Source organism: Escherichia sp. XD33 (genome assembly GCF_019375075.1).
GTDB lineage: Bacteria > Pseudomonadota > Gammaproteobacteria > Enterobacterales > Enterobacteriaceae > Enterobacter > Enterobacter flexneri_A.
This window is the reverse complement of sequence record NZ_JAENDM010000002.1, coordinates 241163-262094: the sequence shown is the minus strand read 5'-3', so window position 1 is coordinate 262094 and position 20932 is coordinate 241163. Positions and strand designations below refer to the sequence as shown.

Annotated in this window: 11 protein-coding genes and 4 pseudogenes; 3 read left to right on the top strand and 12 right to left on the bottom strand. The window is 46.4% G+C overall.

Annotated elements, in window-relative coordinates; translation table 11 throughout:
• Positions 1-33: 33 nt before the first annotated feature.
• The 7 genes and pseudogenes from safA to K0778_RS02800 form a co-directional block, all read right to left on the bottom strand.
• Entirely contained in the window at positions 34-231 is a 198-nt protein-coding gene (gene safA / locus K0778_RS02830) for a two-component system connector SafA (RefSeq protein WP_000543394.1), read from the bottom strand.
• 247 nt (positions 232-478) lie between these two features.
• Positions 479-2758, bottom strand: coding sequence for an acid resistance putative oxidoreductase YdeP (gene ydeP / locus K0778_RS02825; RefSeq protein WP_000726695.1), 2280 nt, complete (start codon positions 2756-2758; stop codon positions 479-481).
• 333 nt (positions 2759-3091) lie between these two features.
• Positions 3092-4007 (bottom strand): annotated as a pseudogene (locus tag K0778_RS02820) (fimbrial protein).
• A 58-nt stretch (positions 4008-4065) separates the two neighbouring features.
• On the bottom strand, positions 4066-4569 hold the full coding sequence (locus K0778_RS02815; protein ID WP_000825452.1) for a fimbrial protein: 504 nt from the start codon (positions 4567-4569) through the stop codon (positions 4066-4068).
• A gap of 12 nt (positions 4570-4581) precedes the next feature.
• Positions 4582-5112 carry a fimbrial protein gene (locus K0778_RS02810; RefSeq protein ID WP_000876763.1) on the bottom strand — a complete coding sequence of 177 codons (531 nt, stop codon included), beginning with the start codon at positions 5110-5112 and terminating at the stop codon, positions 4582-4584.
• A 13-nt stretch (positions 5113-5125) separates the two neighbouring features.
• A pseudogene (locus tag K0778_RS02805) lies at positions 5126-6352 on the bottom strand (fimbria/pilus outer membrane usher protein); the annotation flags it as partial.
• 254 nt (positions 6353-6606) lie between these two features.
• Positions 6607-6815: pseudogene (locus K0778_RS02800) on the bottom strand (helix-turn-helix domain-containing protein); the annotation flags it as partial.
• Positions 6816-7209: 394 nt separating this feature from the next.
• Here K0778_RS02800 and K0778_RS02795 point away from each other — a divergent pair.
• The 3 genes from K0778_RS02795 (at position 7210) to K0778_RS02785 (ending at position 10067) form a co-directional block, all read left to right on the top strand.
• Positions 7210-7614: a hypothetical protein gene (locus tag K0778_RS02795; protein ID WP_016245988.1), complete on the top strand. Its 405-nt coding sequence runs from the start codon at positions 7210-7212 to the stop codon at positions 7612-7614.
• The gene (locus K0778_RS02790; RefSeq protein ID WP_016239973.1) at positions 7611-8273 is read left to right on the top strand and encodes a cell envelope integrity TolA C-terminal domain-containing protein; all 663 of its coding nucleotides are present in this window, start codon (positions 7611-7613) and stop codon (positions 8271-8273) included. Before K0778_RS02795 ends, K0778_RS02790 begins: the two co-directional genes overlap by 4 nt.
• A gap of 846 nt (positions 8274-9119) precedes the next feature.
• Positions 9120-10067, top strand: coding sequence for a hypothetical protein (locus K0778_RS02785; protein ID WP_063084864.1), 948 nt, complete (start codon positions 9120-9122; stop codon positions 10065-10067).
• A gap of 285 nt (positions 10068-10352) precedes the next feature.
• Here K0778_RS02785 and hipA read toward each other — a convergent pair whose 3' ends face one another.
• The 5 genes and pseudogenes from hipA to lsrR form a co-directional block, all read right to left on the bottom strand.
• Complete coding sequence (gene hipA / locus K0778_RS02780; protein ID WP_021559062.1) at positions 10353-11675, bottom strand: type II toxin-antitoxin system serine/threonine protein kinase toxin HipA; 1323 nt, start codon at positions 11673-11675, stop codon at positions 10353-10355.
• Positions 11675-11941, bottom strand: coding sequence for a type II toxin-antitoxin system antitoxin HipB (hipB, locus tag K0778_RS02775; protein WP_001301023.1), 267 nt, complete (start codon positions 11939-11941; stop codon positions 11675-11677). Before hipB ends, hipA begins: the two co-directional genes overlap by 1 nt.
• Positions 11942-12163: 222 nt before the next feature.
• A pseudogene (locus tag K0778_RS02770) lies at positions 12164-17595 on the bottom strand (ECSE_1600 family autotransporter).
• A 530-nt stretch (positions 17596-18125) separates the two neighbouring features.
• Positions 18126-19718: an autoinducer-2 kinase gene (gene lsrK / locus K0778_RS02765; protein WP_063084865.1), complete on the bottom strand. Its 1593-nt coding sequence runs from the start codon at positions 19716-19718 to the stop codon at positions 18126-18128.
• Positions 19719-19796: 78 nt separating this feature from the next.
• Positions 19797-20750, bottom strand: coding sequence for a transcriptional regulator LsrR (lsrR, locus tag K0778_RS02760; protein ID WP_000154339.1), 954 nt, complete (start codon positions 20748-20750; stop codon positions 19797-19799).
• Positions 20751-20932 lie beyond the last annotated feature (182 nt).

Here is a 20932-nt window from a genome sequence, read left to right as displayed (position 1 = left end):
TAACATTTCACATTTATAATTTGCTGTTTATTTTCAGTCTTGCAAACTATTGATAATGAAATGTGTAAGATCTCTTGCAATGCGACCCATTTCTGAAATACTCAGCTGATCAATTGCCGAAAAAATGGCTATCAACGTAAGTGTCAGTAATAAGACAACCACAATTACAGACATGATTTCTTTATAGTTGTCTCTTTGCGTGATTTTGTTTTTCACTGTGGTCGCATGCATTTCAAATATGTTTATTTAGCGGATAACCTTAAAAATCGTTAATCAGTATGCTTAATATAACAGGCTGGAGAAAAGAGGAAATAGGACTGGTGCTTCAGTACTGAGCGGAGTTTCTTACAGCTGTAGGCAGAAGTTTATATCTTATAGTATGTAGTTTAATTTAATCCATGTGAGCAAATTGCGCGATAATAGTCAATGAGGAATTCTTCTGCTGTGCGGATGACAGCAGAAGAAATGAGAAGAGGCATTAATTTGATGGTTCTAATTCAACCGGAATACTTTTATAGCCAGGAATGCCACTTAATGGATCGTGGTTATCAAGTGTTAGCATGTGATTCGATTCTGGAAAATAGGTCACCAGTGAGCGGTCAGCCATAGGGTAAATGACCACTTTTAATCTATCCATGCGGCGTGAGCTGCGCTTACCGTCTGGCGTAAGCGCAATAAGATTAACTCTTTCGCCGTTTTTTACACGGCAAATTTTAGCTTGTTTAGCACTCATAAAGACCACATCTCGTTGACCGAATACCCCTCGATAGCGATCATCCATACCATAAATCGTCGTGTTGTACTGATCGTGGCTGCGTACTGTCGCCATGACCAGCTTACTGTTAAACGCTGAAGAGGGATCTTCTAACAGCCCTTTGCTGGTAATGAAATTAGCCTTACCTGACGGCGTCATCCAGCGCCTTTCAGCAGCTGCATTTATCAGGTGAAAACCACCGGGATGACGGATGCGCTGGTTATAGTCGGCGAACTCTGGCAGCACAGCTTCAATGTCATTGCGAATGCGATCATAATCTTCCACCAGATACTCCCAGGCTACCACGCTCTGGGGTAGTGCTGCCTGCGCGATTCCCGCGACCACTGCACACTCTGATTTCAGCATTACACCGGCGGGTTTTAACACGCCACGCGAGGCATGAATCATCGACATTGAATCCTCAACGGTTACCGCCTGCGCACCGCTTTTTTGCATATCAATCTCGCTACGCCCCAGAACCGGCAGAATATAGCTATGCCGTGCGGTCAGCAGATGAGAGCGGTTAAGCTTAGTGGCTACGTGTACCGCCAAATCTAATTGCGTTAACGGTACAGCGCTCGCTTCCCGATCTGGCATTGCCAGTGCAAAGTTGCCCCCCATGCAGATCAATGCTCGAGCCTGCCCCGTACATATTGCTTGCATGCTGGCAATTGCAGCATGTCCAGGTGCATGAGGTGGGGTGAAGCCATAGCGCTCACCCAGGCGAGCCAGAAACTCTGCAGACGGTTTCTCGGTGATACCGACGGTTCGGTCGCCCTGTACATTAGAGTGACCACGTAGTGGGCAGATACCCGCACCAGGCTTGCCAATGTTACCTTTCATCAACAGCAAATTGACCAGTTGCTGTACGTTCTGGGTACCATGTTCGTGCTGAGTGATCCCCATTCCGTAACAGATAATGGTGCGTTCGGCAGCGGCATATGCGTCAGCCAGTTCGGCGATTTGTGTCTGACTTAGTCCAGAAATACGTTCGATATCTTTCCACTCGGAATTGAGAACGTCACGGCGTAGCTCGTCAAAGCCGACGGTATGCGTTTGAATAAATTCGTCATCAAGCAATGAGGGCCGACCTGCGGCACTTGCAGCATCATCGCGCTCAATTAACAGGCGCATCATCCCCTTGAGCAACGCCATATCGCCACCAATGCGCACGTTGTAGTAGGCACTGGCCAACTGAGTCTCAGAGTTCGTCAGCATTTCAAACGGGTTTTGCGGTGCGGTAAATCGCTCCAGGCCACGTTCCTGTAGAGGATTGATGGCGATCATTTTCGCTCCCCGTTTCACTAAAGCGCGCAACGAAGTCAGCATGCGAGGGTGGTTTGTACCAGGGTTATGCCCAATGCAAATGACTAAATCGCACTTCTCAAAGTCTTCCAGCAACACGGTCCCTTTACCTACACCGATACTCGCTGCCAAACCCACGCTTGTCGGTTCATGGCACATGTTGGAGCAGTCGGGAAAGTTATTGCTCCCGTATTCACGGGCAAAAAGCTGATAAAGAAAGGCAGCTTCATTGGAAGTGCGGCCCGAAGTATAGAATTCAACCTGATTGGGATCACTATAGCTTTGAAGGCGTGCGCCAATTTCGTCGAAAGCTTGTTGCCAGCTTAATGGCTTGTAACAGTCGCTGACGGCATCATATTTCAAAGGCTGAGTGAGACGTCCCGCAGCCTCAAGCTCGTGATCTCCCCAGGTAAGTAATGATTGAACCGTATTCTCAGCAAAGAAAGAGGCATTTACCTGCTTATCCGTGACTTCCCAGGCGATTGCTTTTGCGCCGTTTTCACAAATGTCGAATGACGCACTGTGCTTAGGATCTGGCCATGCACAACCCGGACAGTCAAAGCCCTCTGGCTTATTCATGTCAAACATGGCAATAACATCCTGGCGTATATCCATCTGCTTACGTACTGCATTCGCTACGGATTTGACAGCACCCCAACCACCTGCAGCACCCTGGTAGGATTCAATTTTTTTCTTCATCTACTTATCCTGTGTGGAAATGAATTATTAGGATTTGTAATAGCGATGATGCACAGTACATACAAAGGGATTATCGCCAACATGGATATATAAGAGTAGGGGACTACTCTCTTTCTATTTTTAATCTATTATCGTTAAACAATAGATTAAATACGATAAGTTAAGCATCATCTCTCATAGTGTTTAAATTAACATATTTTTCAATATAAAAAATAAGACTCTGGCTTCAATTGTGCGCGGATTTTCTTACAGGTGTAGGCTAATAGCCTTCACAAAATAATTATCCGCGCAATTTTCGTGAATGGAGCGCATAGACTAAGGTCAAAATCACAATTATTCATAGATAAAAGTGACACCAATGACTGACTGGACGGTTCCGGCTGAAACCTTGTTTCCTGTTTGTCCATAGGTTGCGCTTAAACCCAGAGGTACTTTGCTTTTATTTACTGTCCCCAGGGAGACATTTTCTCCCGTAGCCAGTATTTTTCCATTACGCATTAGAGTGACACCCACTCCCGATGCTTTTGTTGCATCAGGTGCTGTGTTAGCAAACACTTGTCGGCTACTGTCAGTGGTGGCACCCGAAAGATAAAATGAGAGCTTTTGTTCGCTTGAGCAATATACGCCAAGAGGTATTTCTGCGCTTCCAGGAAAGTCCGGGAGATCCACGGTGACATTACGACTATCAACGGTGCAGCCGCCTGTTGGCATAACAACATTGTTATTTGAAATAATATTCCACGTAAAATTACGCGGATTTCCGCTTCCTAATGTTGCAATTTTATACATATGAATACGGGCAATGACTTCCCCCGCTTTTATGACAACTCCACCGGCCGCCCCAACTGGGGTAATATAGAGTTTTAACGGTAATGGCATCGGTGTCTTATCACCAATATCCAATAACGTTGGTATTTGTCGTCAACGGGAAGGGGTAGGTCACATTATTCCAGTACAGCGATCCTTTATATGACTGTAGGGAGCCTGCGAAAGCTGAGCCTTGTACCAGGTTTATATGATCAGTGTCGTACCAGCCGCCGTAATCATTCCAGCAACTTATATGCTGAGACAAGTCTACAACCAGATTCTGGCCCGGCTGTATTACAGGGTCGAGATTAACATAAACAGAGGTTGTACCTGCTCCAATACTTGACCCGCCATCGACATTACAACTGAAGGCAAAAACTTTGCCTGCCATTAATAGAAGATAAATACCGAACAGGACCTTTATACTGATTGTTTTACCCATGATATATCCTAAGGTTAAAAATTGATTTAAAAAGAAGGCTAAGAAAATCGAATCGACGTTATTGCCAGGTGTAGATCACATTGATTAGCGCCTCGATCGTTCCCTGGCTTGCGTTTCCATTCACCGTGATAGCTCTTGCCTTAAGTGGAAACTGTGCATTACGAGTGATCTCATCAACAATAACCGTTTTGCTATCGCCATTTTTTAACGCAGCATCCTGGTCATCCCTCAGCTCTATCTGAATATTTTCGGCAGTACCTTCATTTTTGTAATAACCCGTATTGTCAGTTGAACCTGTCACGATTGCCGTCACTGCACTTGTTTCAACCGGACAATCGGTTAATGACAAAGTAATATTGTGCCAGCCAGATGCAGAACCAGGTTGTTGCAGATTGCGCGTATAAAGATCCCCGAGATTAACGTTAGCTTCTTTGGTTTGAATAGTGCAGGGTTTAGCGACTACCCGACCATTAACAGTGATAGTGACATCGGCGGCCTGGAGAGTTGCTGTGAATAACGCGCAAAACGTAGCTAACAGGAACCTCTTGTGAAGTCTTTTCATATCTGACTCTGATTATTGAAATTCAAGGGTAAAGGTTGCCGAAGCCCTCACCAGTCCCGGATTGACGGACTTCTGAGTTGACTTCAGACGAGCGGAGTAAGGCAAAATATTGTTCTGTTCTGGTACCAGTGGGATCCACTGCATCCCGGCATGAAGATCATTCAGTTTCACCGGACGCATATTTGCGTCCAATATTTCTATACCCAAACCGGAGGCCGTATTGCTTCCTTCATCCAGTTTCAACAAAGTATTATTTTCTGCATCCTCAATACCGTTAAATGCAACCCGAACCCCCGTTGTCCCTTTGCTGCATTCACTTAACGTAATCTGAAAAGGGACGGCTGGACTTGTGCTACCGGTCGTTGGAAATTGTCTGGCACTGTTTTTTTGGAGATCTACGGTAAAATTAAGCGAATCCGATGAGACTGTGCAGCCATAATCGAGGACGCGCCCGCTAATTTTAATAACGCTATCTGCGGATAAAGCAGAATAGGTGGTTAACCCCAGACATAAACCGAGGAAAATAATGTTATTGTATTTCATAATCTATTGTTCCTTAGCGACAGATTGCTGTCTGCTGGTTCAGTAAGGTACCAGGAGAAACTTCAGGAAGCTTGTACTCGACAATACAGTTTGAGTTTTTATCTTTGCCCCATGAAACCTGTAATTTCCCTGACTGTGGAAGTCCAGTCAGATAAACCTGACCGTTTTCCGCGACAATGCTGCCATTTTTATTCTCTCCGTGTGTGACAATTGCACCGAATGGAACGCTTTTATTACCGTACTTCAACGTCATTAATACTTTCCCGCCGATTTGTGCATTAAATGTTTCTCTGGCAATAGCACCGTGAGTTGGGATGACAGTGACTACGGTTTCATCCAGTTCAACATTATCTGCAAGGGAATTCGCGTTAAGAGCGACACGATTTTCTCTATATTCTGTCGCAAATGGTAATATTGCATAGCCACGCCAGTCGGTATGAATTCCGGTCTGGTTCTCTATTTTGACATTATCAGCGCCAGGAGCCTTAACCAGAACCATTGTGTCGCCCAGCGGCTGTCCAAAGGTGATGCCATCAGCATGAGCAATAATCCCACCACTCATTCCGTAATAAATCTGGCTGCTGTCACCACTCCGACTGTAACCGACATTCGTATTACCGTAAGCTCCACGATAATTAAGAGAACTGTAACCACTGGTGCCAGACGATGTATTACCCCCTTGGGTGTTACCGACCTGAACGCTATAATTCAGGTTATTATCCGGCAGCAGAGTGCCATAAACCCCCGATAGATTGGTCATGCCGCCTTTCAAATCGTTTGACATACTGTAACTGGCATTTGAATTACGAAATGCCGACTGACTGTCTGTACGCATCCAATGACTAAAGGGAACATTAAGCGTAAAAGCGAGTAAATGATCCCGATCGTTTTGCCATATATTATTGGAATAGCTGTAATTCAGCGAAGTCGTAATATCACCAAACGGCACATTTAATCCAAATGATATTTGCTGGTCGCTGCGTGACGTGTTCCAGTAACTTTGGCGACTGGCACTGAAAAATGTCGTACCGTAATTTCCAAGCTGCCGAGAGATGCTTATTTGTTCCTGACCACGCTTACTGTAGAACAGATTAAAATAATCAATAAATTGTGTCTGCTCATTGCTGTCTCCGGTAGGAGGCTTGACGGTGTAACCACTCATTCGACTGTATGCACTGTCGGATAAGTTATAAAAACCTTGCGTAGAATAGCGATATCCTGCGACCTGGATATTGGTTCCACAACAAGTTTATTGCTGCACTTGTTGAAGAGAGTATTTGCAAAAACATTTTATGTCGCTAAATAACATGACGATTTCATTATGCATGTTATTTATAAACCGTGACTAAACAGAATATTATTGCGAACAAGGGAAGTGTCAGGAAAGGTCAAGAGCTACCAATGGTTAATATGGCTATAAATCATTAGCTATGGTTAATGTTTGCTTGCTGAAACTAACACCGAATTGCTCTAAACAGATAAGTGCAGGGTTTATTAAAGCTGTCCGACAGACTTTCTTAACCTGGTAATATCTCTCTTGGGTGACTCTCCAAACATCCGCGAATATTCCCGACTGAAATGGGATAGCTTTCGTAACCGACAGCATAGGCTGCTGTGGTGACATCGTAATGTTCATTCAGCATCGGTCGCCTGACTTCATTGAGACGTAGCCATTTCTGATACCGGAGTGGACTCATTCCCGCTTGATCCGTCCTTAAATAAGTAACAGCACCCTCTGGTGTTTTCGTATGCAGTGTCTATGCGACAGACACTGCGCTCTTAGCATGGGGCAGGGAATAACCAGGCTATTTCTCCATGCACAGGCCAATTATGAAAGAGGAGAGGCTTAAGTTCTTGAACCCTGAACGAATAACGACTACCAGAAAAGCACTTCGCATCACTCAGACATGATTTAACATAATATACATTATGCGCACCAACATAAACCAAGGGAGAATCCAGTGATTTGTGGACATCCTTGTTCTCGCAGAATATGGATGTGCTGAGTCTGGTTGGTTCGCCTAACGGTTGAAATGTCTTGCGGCCTTCACCGGGCTTGTTGAGTGTTCTGAATGTTCGCTTCAGGAACTGATTCAAATGAAACGATTGATTCCAATCCTTGCCTCTGCCGCAAGCATGACCATTCCGGTTGCTGCAATGGCAGACAATATTGTTTGTCATGGCGGCTGGAGCATTGAGCGACACGTTACCGGTAGTGCCAGTAGTGGATTCATGAGCTACATGAAAGATGTTGGCGTCATAAAGTTATTGCATAACGGCAAGCTCATTTCACAAAAACGCATTCAGGACATTCAGCAATCGGTGTATCAGACCAGTGGTGCTCCACTTGTTAACTACGAGTTTGATGTTGATAAAAACAGTTTCTATATCCTTGCTCTGGATATGAGCACTCAGGGTGCATCAGGTGGCGAGCCGGATATCAAACTTTGGGGTACTGACGTAATGGGAATTGATTGCATCTTACAGGTAGGTGCTGAATGAAAAAATTAATCACCCTTCCCTTATTGATATCAATGACCGGTTTGTTATTTGCAAATCAGTCACTGGCGATTACGCAATCACAGATGCAGATGAGAGCGACTGCTACATGTGATTCTTACGCAAGTATGTCCAGAATTGCCAGTCCAGGCGTGGTTTATGAAGTGTGTCTGAATGGAGCTAAAGAATCGATGCAGGGTCGAAACTCAGCATGCGAAAGCAAAATACGACAATTCAATAAACAGGCGGATACATTGCATGGAATGGAACGCGCTGAGTATATTGAAATTTCTCAGGCATATCGCATGGGTTGCAATGTTGGAAAGCAAACACCCAAGATAAATAGTGAAAACAAGCAAGCAATAGCGAAACCCTTATCACAAAAGGAAATAGAGGAAAGGCAAGAAATACAAAATTATAGCATGGAAATTCGTAATGCATTTAGCCAAATCAGGAGTGGCGCACCTGACTTAACAGGACAAAAGTGCTCTATTAAAGTATGGTTCTCTCAAAGTGGTAATGTGTTGTCAATAAAAGTAGAGTCCGGTGATAATGATGCATGCTCTTATGTTTTAAAGAGAACCCAAAAAATCAAGCTCAGTGCAATGAATGATAGTCAGTACAAAGTGTTTAGAAATACACCTATTGATTTTAGTTTTTAAAAACACTACTCATAAGATAAGTTTCTGATTTTTATTACTGATAGGAGTCTTCACTTTTGTGGAGATTCTTATTTTTCTTTTCTTATTATTGTCAGCTCAAGCCGCATGGCTCTCCTGCGGAGGGCTTAATATTGGGATAATATTGAAACATCAAAGACAGATGCAGATAAGTACAGAAAACCGATAATAACAATTAAACAGCAAGTCTATATAAGAGAATAACAGAACATATATAAAAGAATTAACCCCGGTTGGCGATTTGGCGATGGTAGCACAGATATTTAAATCTGTAAAACGATTATATTTATTTTTTTATTTACCCACCCTATCGGGTGATTCCGGCGCAGTCCTGACCCTGAGTGCGCTCCCTGTAATGCACCATGCGCAACGCCAGAGTCAGTAGCAATGCAAAGCCATGACTAAAGCCAAAATCACCCCAAAACCGCATACAGGCAGTCAGCGGTCACGATGTAAGCAAAATACCAGATGCTGTATAAATAAACAGTCCTGCAATTGTCAGGCATATGCGCCCTCTCACACTGGCAACCCCCCCTGTTGCGCCCTGTTTATTGCATCTGTACAGCCATCTGAGCGCATCCGGCTGCAACCTGACGCATTTGCATGTGCCGTATTAATGATGCCACACAGAGCGCCTGACGGTTTGTACCATCATCTGTCACAATTCATTGTTTGAAAAATTTTATATTTTATTTTTTGAAGTGATTACATAAATATAATCCATCTCTCCGGCATGAGTGCCTGACTGAAGGTGAATCGAAAAAGAAGGACCCGCCCCGATTCTTTTTACTCCCTTCCCTTTCAGTTAAATCACGCAGGAGAAATATCATGCCCCGCTACAAAAAAGGTATCCGTAATAATTGCTTTCATCAAAATTATACTCATGACGTATTGTTCCCCGGCGCAACATTCAGAACCCGACATAATGGAGAATGCGCCATTCTTGGCCGCTCTGATGATAAATCAAGGCGAGGCTATTATGTCGTGGAATTCAAAGACAGTGGCATCATCAAGGAAGCCTATGGCTCGCATATTAAAACTGGTTCTGTATCAGACGAAGCTTTTCCATCATCGGAGGAAGAACGACGAAAGTTGCTGATGACACCAAAATATTACGGCGTCGGATATATTGGTAATGGATGTCATTCAACTATTGAAAACACCCGAACACACCAAAGAACGAGAGCATTCATACTCTGGCATAACATGCTGGCAAGGTGCTACATGACAACCAAAGGGAAGCAGTATTTTAAAGGCTACAAAGGTGTCACTGTATGCGAGCGATGGCATAACTTTCAGAACTTCTGCAATGACCTTCCAAAATTGCATGGCTACAACAAATGGAAGGATAATCCGGGAGAGTATGAGCTCGATAAGGATTACTCACATCGCCGGATTTATTCTGCTGACACGGTGGCATTTATCAGCACAGAAGAAAATGCCAGGGAAGCTGGATTACGACGCGTTGCCATGAAGATTCCTTCCGGGCATTATCATGAAATAAATAAAATTCGAGATAAGATATTAATGGAGGCTGAAGATGAATTAAAAAACAATCAAATTCATTATGAAGTTGTTCTTGACGGGAATATGAAAGTAATCCTGTGTGAAACTCCTTATGGCACAGTGTTGTTCTGGCCTCTCACAAAAAAGATTCAGCGTAATTGCTACATGATTGATGGTGATGTACAGGTTTATGTTTATTACCTGCGCTGGCTCATACTTCAGTGGGAAAACAGAAATCCCGACATAAACTGTATTGCTACAACCTGTTGATGATGCTATAAATAGTCATAAAATAACCGGCATTTCACAATGCTATCTATTAATAAGAAAAACGAACATTCAGGATGTATCTGTAATTCCGCTGTTGCAGTGATTTTCTATGCCAGAAAACAAGTGACAACGTCTGGCAGTTCATTGCAGAAGGCTAAATGCCAGCACTTCGTGCAGTCATTTAACATGTTCAACACATTATGCGCACCAATATAAACCAAGGAAGAATCCAGTCGTTGGCGGTCATGATTGTCATGCTCATTAACAATGACCAAACCCCATATCTCACTTACTACCGTATTCTCGGCTTAACCGTCCATGCAACCTCAACACATTGCTTTCAACTGCCGTCACCACGTTCTCCGGAAAATCTGTCGGTAATGAAGTCTTCACGTTATCCAGTGCTGCTGGAATCATTCTGGCAAAGTCACTCAGGATTTCATGCATCTGCACTTCCGGGAATCTCAGCACCTTTGCTGTCGCCAAAAAATGTCGCGGATAAATTTTATCGATTGCCGTTTTTTTGCCTTTGGATGCGTTAAGCCCCATTGCCAGTTTGAGATCGCTGATGTGTATTCCCGTACCGCCAAGGACCGGAAATGCTGAAATGATGTCGTAAAATGGCGTGAGTCGATAACTGCCGCCAGCCTGAATAAATACGGAGAAGTTTTTTGCATGACCGTCCGTTGCGCCAATCAACCACTGGAAGACCTGGAATTTCATAAAATCATAGCGATCTTTCAGCGCCTCGCTGGACCCCATCAAAAAAGCCATGATCCGCGCGATGCCTGGGCCTCCATCTGATTCATATTTCACCGATGAAGGTAAACCGAATGTCTGACACATATCCTCCTGTGGCAAGCGAAGTAAAACCGTTCGCTCAGCATTCCAACGCCTGTCAAAACGTTCGACCGCTAACGCGCGCACATTTCCCGCTTTAATGATTTCTGCGTCCGGAACATTCAACCCAAGTTCTTTCGCCAGCAGCAGACAGTAATACTCATTATCAACGCTTTGGCTGAGATCGAGCGTCGCATTGGGCTGCCTGATTTCGCCAATCGGTAATTTAATGATGTGCGTCGTCGGCGTTATTCCTTTCGGAATGCGCCAGTCATTGCCTATTCTGAGCAGTGCTGTCTTCTCCTGTGCGCCAGCAACCGAGATGCGAAAGTCATTTTCTTCTCTAATCATGCCTAGCGGGATATCTGCTTTATAAGCCGTTAATACTTCTTCAAGTCTGGCTTCAGTAAGCTTTTCCCATGCCATTATCGGATGCGTTACGGTTTCGTCTTCGGGTATTAACGTCACGGCACCAACGCTGTCTCGCCCTATTTCTGACAATAAATCAAACGGTTGTCTGGATTTGGCATGATAACGTTTAACGATCCGGTCACGTACAATCGAGCTATCGGGTAACAGGTTATCGAAGAAGTTAAATACGGCATCAGAGGTGATATTCCCCCTCTGCAATGGCAGCGAAAGTGACAACGGTCTGGCATAACGGCTTGCTAACCACTCCGGTGCATACTTAAAGGTGTGCGCGCCGTTGGCTAACTTCGTTAACTCGCCTACCCGCTGGTTGTTCATCCAAGTGACAAGTTTAGGCATTACCACTCCAGATTTTGCTGTTCTGTTGATTCTGGCGAGGCATTTTTCGCGTCGCATAGCGTCATTGAGAGTTCAAGCGACTGTAAAATCTTAAAAAATGTCGTGAGCGTGGTATTGTCAGGGTTGTTTTCGAAATTGGAAATCGTCGCCTGCTTAATACCAATTTTTTTCGCCAGCTCGCTCTGCGTCCAGCCATTTTGCTGGCGAACCAGTTTCATTGCATTCGCCAATTGCGTTGGGCTATAGATCTTCTGAAAGCTCATCATGTCATACGTCCACAGCAAGTTTATCCGCTTAAGGGGATATTATAAGTTTTATCCTTTAGTGAGGATAAGTCAATCTGGAAACACATCTTATCCGCTCTACGGGATAAACGCTGCGATATCCGCGATCGCGGATAAAAAGGAGGATTTAAATAAGGCGTTGATGCGCCGTTTGAAGTCGGCAATATTAAGCCGCATGCCATCTCGACATGCGGCTTATACGGTTTACCAGCTATATTTCACTCCCAGCATGCCCTGAGTATCGCTATAGCCTTTATCACCTAGTTGCACACCGACATTCCCCCACAGGCTAAGGTTGTTATTTACTTTCGCCTCAACCCCGGTACGTACTTCACCGAGATTACGCGCACCTTCACGGCCTACGGTTTGACCATTCATCTTCACGGCGTAGACTTTGCTATTGTTGATCCAGTTCGCTTCAATGTAAGGCTGGAACTCACGCTGTTTACCATCGTCACGCTGGTGATGGCTGTTCAGGTAGGTTTTCACCCCAAGTCGCGTTTGCACATTTCCGTCGCCTTCCGTTTCAATGCGCGTTCCGTCTTTCCGGGTATGGTCGGAATCTTTCACACCCATCCAGGTGATTTGCGCCTGTGGCTGGACGTACCAGGTATTCAGCGTCCCTTCGCTGCCGCTAAATGTTCCCGCTTCAAAGGTATACCCACCCTCAACAGAGGCCGTCACACCGCGAGAATCATAGTCGTCAGCAGAACGGTTATCGGAACTGACGCTGTTATCAAACCAGTTATACAGCGCCCAGCTGTCAACATAAGCGCCGGTCTTATTCGCATCGTTCTGATACCAGGTCGCGTACAGCCCAGCGCTGTAACCGCTGATGCGCCCATCCGATTTATAACCCACACGATTACTCTGAGTATTACTGTGCTGATTGGCGTAGCCTGCCATCACGCCAAGATGCCAGCGATCCTGCGCGTTGCTACTCCACTGCGCCAAATCGCCGCCTAGCTGCAATACATAGCGGTTAGCCTGAGTATTTAGCTGACCGTCACCGGCCCTTGAACGTTCGTGCCCTCCGACATGACGCATCCACATACTGCTTGCCGACCCCTGAGAATGCAGTGAATCTGTATACTGCGGCTCACCCAGACGGTCGTGTAAACGATGGCTAAACAGCGAGTTGGCTGCGGCAATGTTGCTGATATAGCTTCCGGCCTCCGGGCGATAAACTGATGGGCTTTCCGGATCCACAACAGGGGGATTATTGATGGGATCGGGTGTATCCGCTGGCGTTACGCCGTCCCATTTACTGGTCAGATACCAGTTTTTCTCGTCATTCCCCTTCCCTTTAGCCAGCGTGTAGACGTAAGCCCCAGCTTCGACAGTTCCGGTGGTCAGCGCGAAGTTACCTGCAGAATTACCGCCAACCTCAATGAGTTCAATACCGTTGACCGTTTGTGCACCGACGCCGCCAATGTTATCAACCCGAACGCGAGTGTTCCCTTGGGTATCGCCTTTCACGTTCATCTTATCGGTGGGCGAATTATCGCCGCCCAGCGTCGCGTTGAACGTCATCAGGCCATTGTTTCCGGTATAGTTGCCGTTAACGGTCAGTACATTCCCCGGTTTCCCCCCTTCGCTATTCATTTGAACCGTGCCGCCATTCTCCAGGTTGCCGCCGATAGTGGTTTTAGCGACACGCAGTGCCCCCCCAGGCATAACGTTCATATCACCTGCAGTGGTGACATTTCCCGACATCACACCGCTGTTATGGATATTAATGTGTTGACTTGCCATATTAATGGCAGAGTCGGAACCGAAAGCAATTTCCCCCCCACGATATCCGTCGTACCCTGATACGCCGCGGAATCGTTGTTAAGAGTCAGGATCCCGGTACCCAGTTTTGTCACATCACCGCTACCGCTGATACTGTGCGTCATCGCCCAGCTACGCTCAGTGGAGATGGTGAGCAGGCCATTATTGATAACGGAAGCATCACCCAGGTTTTTCTGCTCGTTGACGCTGAGCGCGCTGCCTGTATCAATGTTGAATTGCCCCACAAAGCGGCTATTATCGCCATCCAACTCTACATCTGTCCTGGCGGTTGCGCTCACGATACCCTTCCCGCTTATGCTATTACGCAGTTCGCCAGTCACGTTTTTTAGCGTTAACAGACCGTCATTGGCAATATTTCCTCTGCCCAACCCCTGAGTATTATCGAGGCTGACTTCCGCATTTGGGCTAATGCTGGTTAACGCATTGTAGCGTGCATTAAGCCCCTCGATAGCCAGCGTTCCCCCTGTAACATTCAGGTTTCCGCCACCTGTCAGTTCACCCTGACTGATCCCACCTTTATTTACCGTCAGCGCCCCCTCTTTGAACAAAACAGTCGAACCCATCTGCCCGGTGAATGTCTCTACCGTCTGCGTCGATCCATTAAGATCGACGATGGCCGCGTTGCTGATGTTCAGTTCCCGGGTGTTGCCAAGTGCACCATCCGCATCGGTACGTAATGTCCCCATCTGAACGTAGGTTGCCCCCTGATAGTCGTTCTGACCGTTGGAAAGCGAAACCTGTCGCACCGTATTGATTGCCAGATCCCCTTCACCACCGATTTTTGCCGACATATCGGCCGTTGCGCCATAGGCTCCGCCATAGGCTCCGCCATGTTCGGCTAACGTCAGCTTTTGCCCACCATGGATGTTCAGCGCTTTCAGCCCATAGTTAACGTACAAACCATTACCTGGTGCGGTCGTGAGGCGGAATCCATAATCACCCTCGGCGACCACCGTTCCGTTTTGCGCAATGTGTAACGTTTTGTCCGCTTCCACCTCGTCGCCCTGTAAATCACGTAACGTTAATGAGCCACCCGACCCAATAACCGTTTGCGCCTTCACCAGTTGAACGCCGACATGGCTATCGTCGTGTTCCAGCAAATTGAGCGTCGTCAGAGGGTTATTCGCCATGGGATCATTCCACGGTTTAGGCACGTCGATAAGCACGTCGCCCGTCCCGTTTACCTGATAGTTACGGCCTTTCCAGGTGTAGTCACTCGCGCCGACAACCAGCGTATCGACGCTGATATATCCCTCCGCGAGCGTCGCAGCAGGAATATCCGTATCGAAAATGAGCGTACCGCCATTCATGGCCAGTCCACCAATGGATTGCTCTCCCACGTTTACCGATGTGGTATTTTCACTGTCAGACTGCAACATCGCGTGAGTAAGCGCAGCGGTGTTGTCGCGTTCCAGAGTGAAGGTACTGTCTTTCAGTTGGGCAACACCGGCGAATTCAGTCCCTGTTGCATGGGTAAAGCCAAACATCTTGTCGGAGGATGACAGCTGCACTCGCATCAAGTCATCGCCTTTGAGCGCATTGGTCAGCGTGTAATCTCCTGCACTGTTCGTTGATGCGAGAATGTCGAGCGTACCGGGGTTTGCAATGGTTACTTCACTCGACCCCATGCCCGTTACCCCATCTGCCGTATGAGACGCAATGGTCAGGAGGCCGTCATTGACCAGCGTTTTACCGCTATAAGTATTCCCTGCATTGAACACCGTATGGCCTGCATCATGGATCACTTTTCCGTCTTTATCGTCACCTGTAATCAGCATATCGACCTGGTAGCCGGCATCACTGTTATTGGTATGATTAAAGACAAAAACGCCTTCGCCAAGACCAAACTCCACTTTCGTCGCATTGGTGATAAATCCGGCATCTGCCGCCGCCTCACCGTGAGCAGCACCAATGTTTAGCGTTCCTACAGCAGGCTCAAAAACACCTAAGTAAACTTCTCCACCTTCGACATTCAGCGTACCGTTATTCGTCAGGGTTAACGTACCCGTACCAGATGTCCCTACGTACATATTGAATGTTTCAAGAAGAGAGTTCTGCCCATCCACCCTCACGTCGCCCTTACTTTTGTCATTGAGAGCTATCTGTGTATCACGCGCTTTAACTATACCTCCGGTGGTAATATTCAGTTCACCCGTGCCTAATACACCGACCTGTAGCAATTGTGCGTTAGTAGATGATGTCTTTAAATTCCAGAGACTGTCCGTTGAAATATTAACTATCCCCTTACCGGAGGCATTTCCTCCGATAAATCCATAGCCCGTTGAATTAAGGGTGGCACCATTACTGACATTTACGATACCGCTACCAAAATTACCGACATTGATACCCACAGTATCGAACGATGATGTCGCATCCATCAGGTTCAGTGTGCCGATACCGCTTGCTTTATCGCCCAAAAAAGTAATATTTTGCGATACGAACTTACCGCCATCGCTAATATTGAGGTTTCCGACGCCCGCAACACCAATGGTGGTATAGACATTCTTATTGACCTCCCACATTCCCCCCGTGGTGATGCTGACATTCCCGACGCCGGTTTCTCCATAACCGAGTGAACTTCCTCCGTTGCTGACAACAAGCCCCTGATTACTGATATTCATTTCGCCGTGGCCGTCATAACCAAGATTAGTTCCGAGATTAGTGATAACGGAGTTCTTATCCTTAACAGTAATGTTGCCTGTGCCTGTTTCTTTCATCCCCGCAGTGATAATTCCCGAATCTACTTTGCCTTCACTCGAGACATTAAGTTCACCGTCGCCAGCATCACCGATATAGATATAGCGGAAAGCTTCGCCCGTTCCGAGGAAATTCCAATGCCCTTTATCGGTCACGTTGACGACACCGTGGGAACCGTCCTGAACGCCCACCAATGAATATTCTTTGTTATTAATCAGTCCATTATTGGAAATATTGACTGTGCCATTACCGAAATATTCATTATAGAGTCTGCGTACCGTGATGACAGAGTCTTGATCCTGCACATTCAGGGTTCCGATACCGGTGGCATTGCCACCGATAATCGTATTTTCAGCCGTAACCAGCCCCCCCTCGCGAATAGTCGCCTCCCCAGTTCCTTGATTACCAATTTGAAATTCAATTGAGGAATCATTATTTTTTATTAGCCACTCGCCACCCTTTTCAACGACAACCTGGCCATTACTGCCCGCCTGATAGCCTAAAATGGCGACGATTGAACTCGTGACGTAACCCTTATCCGTAATATTTAATGAACCTGTGCCATAGCTACCTATTTCGAATAATTCGGTCGTCAGAACAGAGTCCTCTCCCTCAACATTGACCGTCCCGACGCCTCCTGTCGAAGAACCTAATCTTAAATAGCCTCCATCGACGTGACCCTTCTGTTTAATATTCAGCGTCCCCGTTCCGGATTGACCCACATTTAAAGGCCTTGCATTATTTCCGCTATCATACAATCGCCAGGTGCCACCCAAAACATTAACGGTGCCCTCTGAGTCCTCATTAGCGCCAATGACGCTGGTAGTAATAGTGGTTAAGGAGGCATTACCGCCAGCCAAAATATTAAGCACTCCAGTGCCATACCAGCCAACCAGGTAGGCATCATAAGCAACATCAGTATCAATATTGGTAATCTGATCATTATCAACTTCCAGACTTGCACCAGACGCTGAACCGCTTAGTGCCAGCAAAACACCCAGCGTCAATCTACTGAATTTCGTTGTCAGTCCAGAGGATTTACGCAAATTAACCGTCGATGTTTTACCTGCCCTGCGAGTTAATTCCGAGCAGGCCTGAAATACCTGTAGAGTGCAATTCCATATCACGCGATAGATTCTATTCATATAAACGCTCCATATACAAACAATACAGCCACGAAAGAGATGAGTCGTCAGACATTAAAAATGAAACTTATTAAATTGTCAGAGGTCTGTATTGAGTGTTAGTTGGAGGTGGGAAGGTGTCAATTTGGCTAATTTGCTAATGCTTTCGAATTGATAGATTAAAAATTGCATAGTTCTTATTTTATTTAAAAATGAACTATGAGTTATTGTTGCTTAATAAGAAAACTGTTTCTTTCAATAAGAAAATTATCATCATCATATTTAACAAAGAATAGCAATAATTGCTAAAAATCGAAGTTTATTAAACCCCTTTTGCATCCATTAGTGTCTTTAGGAATATTCGTTATAAAATAAGGGTTATGCTTAATGCTTTAAGAAAAATAGCAATTTCCCCTTGAATATATTACTGGTGATGGAAGGATGAATCTGCAAGCTGGCATTTAACAAGCCAGTTCTAAAAGAAGGGAAATAAGAATAACTATACTCAAAAACTAACAGCCACGGTCATCATGATGTGGCTGTCAATGAAACTATAACCCAGGCGCTTTCCATAACGACGTCGTCAGTCCATGATCAACCAGCCCCAGCTGATCCTGATAAACTGCCTGCCACTTATCGCGTGAATCCTGATAAAGTTCATGCTTTTCCGGGTCTGGTGTGTGCGTCCGTTCCCAGCGAACCAGGCGTTCTCCGGTTTCTGCCATTGATGAAAAAATTCCGGCACCGACGCCAGCTGCAATGGCACATCCTAATGCAGTGGCTTCTTTGACCACCGGAATATTGACGGGTAATCCCGAGACATCAGCGAGAATTTGACTCCATAATTTCCCTTTTGAACCTCCGCCTGCAAAGACTAACGATGAAGGATGAATATTCGAGAAATCAGCAATTTGCTGCAAGTTACACGCTGATACAATCGCCGCATTTTCTTCCAGCGCACGGAACAATGTCGCTTTGTTACATTTATCCGGGTCAATGGACAAGTTAATAAAGGAAGGCGCAGCGTGATACCAGGTTTTAAAGCGCATTCTGTCGGAGAATATCGGCATTACGCCCCACGACCCAGGCGGCACCCGGCTGGCCATCTCTTCCAACAGCGTATAGGTGTCGATGCCTAGACGTTCGGCAATCAGTTTTTCTTCGGCACAGAAAGCATCGCGGAACCAGCGCATGGTGAGTCCGGTAAAAAAGCTTATAGATTCAGCTTGTACCATGCCAGGAATAACATGGGGATTAACGCGCACGTTCATTTCTGGCTCGGTCACCGGCGCGGCTAAGTTTACAACTTGCTGCCAGAATGTGCCGCCAAGAACAGCGGTTTGTGCCGGACGCACAACGCCTAACCCCAGGCAACCAAGCTGCACGTCACCTCCTCCAACGACCACCGGAGTGCCCGCCTTCAGACCGCAGAGTTCCGCCGCTTGTGAACTCACCACACCCAGCAATGTGCCGGTTTCTTTGACAGGAGAAAGAATATCGGCACGCAGGCCAGCCATATCCAGCAATGCAGGTTTCCAGTCACGGGTGGTTAGATCAAGAAGTCCCGTGGTGCCAGCGTTAGAGGGATCCACCGCAAGTTCGCCGCTGAGCATATAGGCCAGCCAGTCGCTGATCATGGTGATGGTTGATGCCTGACGGTAAATATCGGAACGATGGTGCGCCAGCCAAAGTAATCTGGGGATGGCACTTAAAGCCAGTGTTTGTCCGGTCGCGCGATAAACTTCGTTTTCAAAGGTATTGTTGTGCAGTTCTTTAAGTTCGCTAACTTCGCGCGCCGCTCTGGCATCCACATTGGCGCAGGCCCAGATCGGTGTTCCTTCATTGTTATATAAAACAATGCCTTCACGCATCGAACATGCCGAAACGGCAGCGATATACTCCGGGGCTATGCCGGCGTTGTGCAACGCCTGGCGCATACACTCACACGCCAGTTGCCAGTTTTTGTTGAGATCAAATTCCATAGAACCAGGAACGTCCGGTACTGCCAGATGCCGCCACTCCGCCTGTCCCACTGCTATTTGATTGCCTTCCAGGTCGAATATCACAGCCCGAATACTTCCGGTGCCTGCATCCAGCGCCATCAGGTAGTACTTTGATTCTGAAGGGGTAAAGAGTCGAGCCATTAGATTATCCTCGGCTTATGCGTTCTGTCTGTTCCTCTATACGTTCTCCATCATTCCCGGTAATAAGGTCATGCAAATTTAACTACGTAAAATCGCCGCTGCTGTGTCCTGATCGGTAACCAGTGCGTTGATATAACCGCCTTTCATTGCAGCGGCAATTGCTTCGGCTTTATTTTCTCCCCCTGCCACGCCAACCCGGACGGGTATGGTCTTCAGCGCGCTTAAAGGTAAGCCAATCAGTTCGTTATGTATTTTGATATCCGTGACAACGTCACCTTTTGCATCAAAAAAGTAGCCTAAAATGTCGCCAACCGCCCCTTTTCGGCCAATCATTAACTGTTCGCCCTGGCTGATATAACCGGAGCGAATGATTGTCGCGTCGTCTTGTTGACTCACGGCCCCAATGCCGACAATCGCCACATCCGCTGCTTGCGCGGCTAACAGAACATCTTTGACGCAATTTTCATTTTTTAGCGTACGGGCAATGTCAGCGGAGGATGCCCGCAACGGGGCCGGAATAATATTCACACTGCACGCCGCGTTAAGCTGCCCGATTCCCGTCATATAAGAACCGACGCCACCGGAGAGCGTGACCAGGCGAATTTGCTGTGACGAAATAAAACCACTTAAGCGTTGCAGCGTATTCATGGTTGCCTCGCCAAAACCAATCGCCAGCATCTGTTGTGGTTGAAGTAAACTCATCAACATATGCGCCGCGCCTATCCCCAGTCGCCCACCGACATCAGCATCCGCAAGCCCAGGGATCACCCGGACATGTTGCAGCGAAAACTGACGACGTAATTGAGTTTCATATTCCAGACAGCCTTCAAAGCGAGAATTAATCTGTACGCGAATAATGCCGGACTGATGCCCTTTCTCCAGCAATCGCGACACTTTCAAACGTGTCAGGCCGAGACGATCGCTGATCTCGCTCTGGGTCAGCCCGTCGTGATAGTAAAACCACGCGATCCGCGCGACCTGTTCTTCTTCACACATTCCCTGTTCTGAAATTGCCGAATCGTTGATTGTCATAATTCATTCTTCACTTTGAACATATTTAAATCTTTAATGCAATTGTTCAGTTCTTGCTCATTTATATCTGTGATGGCAACCACAGTTTGACTCTACGAGCATGAACAAACGCAACCGTGAAAATCAAAATAGCATAAATTGTGATCTATTCGTCGGAAATATGTGCAATGTCCACCTAAGGT

Excerpts from the sequence above, each read along its gene's own strand:
- safA (WP_000543394.1), bottom strand. The coding sequence starts at position 231 with ATGCATGCGACCACAGTGAAAAACAAAATCACGCAAAGAGACAACTAT.
- ydeP (WP_000726695.1), bottom strand. The coding sequence starts at position 2,758 with ATGAAGAAAAAAATTGAATCCTACCAGGGTGCTGCAGGTGGTTGGGGT.
- K0778_RS02815 (WP_000825452.1), bottom strand. The coding sequence starts at position 4,569 with ATGAAAAGACTTCACAAGAGGTTCCTGTTAGCTACGTTTTGCGCGTTA.
- K0778_RS02810 (WP_000876763.1), bottom strand. The coding sequence starts at position 5,112 with ATGAAATACAATAACATTATTTTCCTCGGTTTATGTCTGGGGTTAACC.
- K0778_RS02795 (WP_016245988.1), top strand. The coding sequence starts at position 7,210 with ATGAAACGATTGATTCCAATCCTTGCCTCTGCCGCAAGCATGACCATT.
- K0778_RS02790 (WP_016239973.1), top strand. The coding sequence starts at position 7,611 with ATGAAAAAATTAATCACCCTTCCCTTATTGATATCAATGACCGGTTTG.
- K0778_RS02785 (WP_063084864.1), top strand. The coding sequence starts at position 9,120 with ATGCCCCGCTACAAAAAAGGTATCCGTAATAATTGCTTTCATCAAAAT.
- hipA (WP_021559062.1), bottom strand. The coding sequence starts at position 11,675 with ATGCCTAAACTTGTCACTTGGATGAACAACCAGCGGGTAGGCGAGTTA.
- hipB (WP_001301023.1), bottom strand. The coding sequence starts at position 11,941 with ATGATGAGCTTTCAGAAGATCTATAGCCCAACGCAATTGGCGAATGCA.
- lsrK (WP_063084865.1), bottom strand. The coding sequence starts at position 19,718 with ATGGCTCGACTCTTTACCCCTTCAGAATCAAAGTACTACCTGATGGCG.
- lsrR (WP_000154339.1), bottom strand. The coding sequence starts at position 20,750 with ATGACAATCAACGATTCGGCAATTTCAGAACAGGGAATGTGTGAAGAA.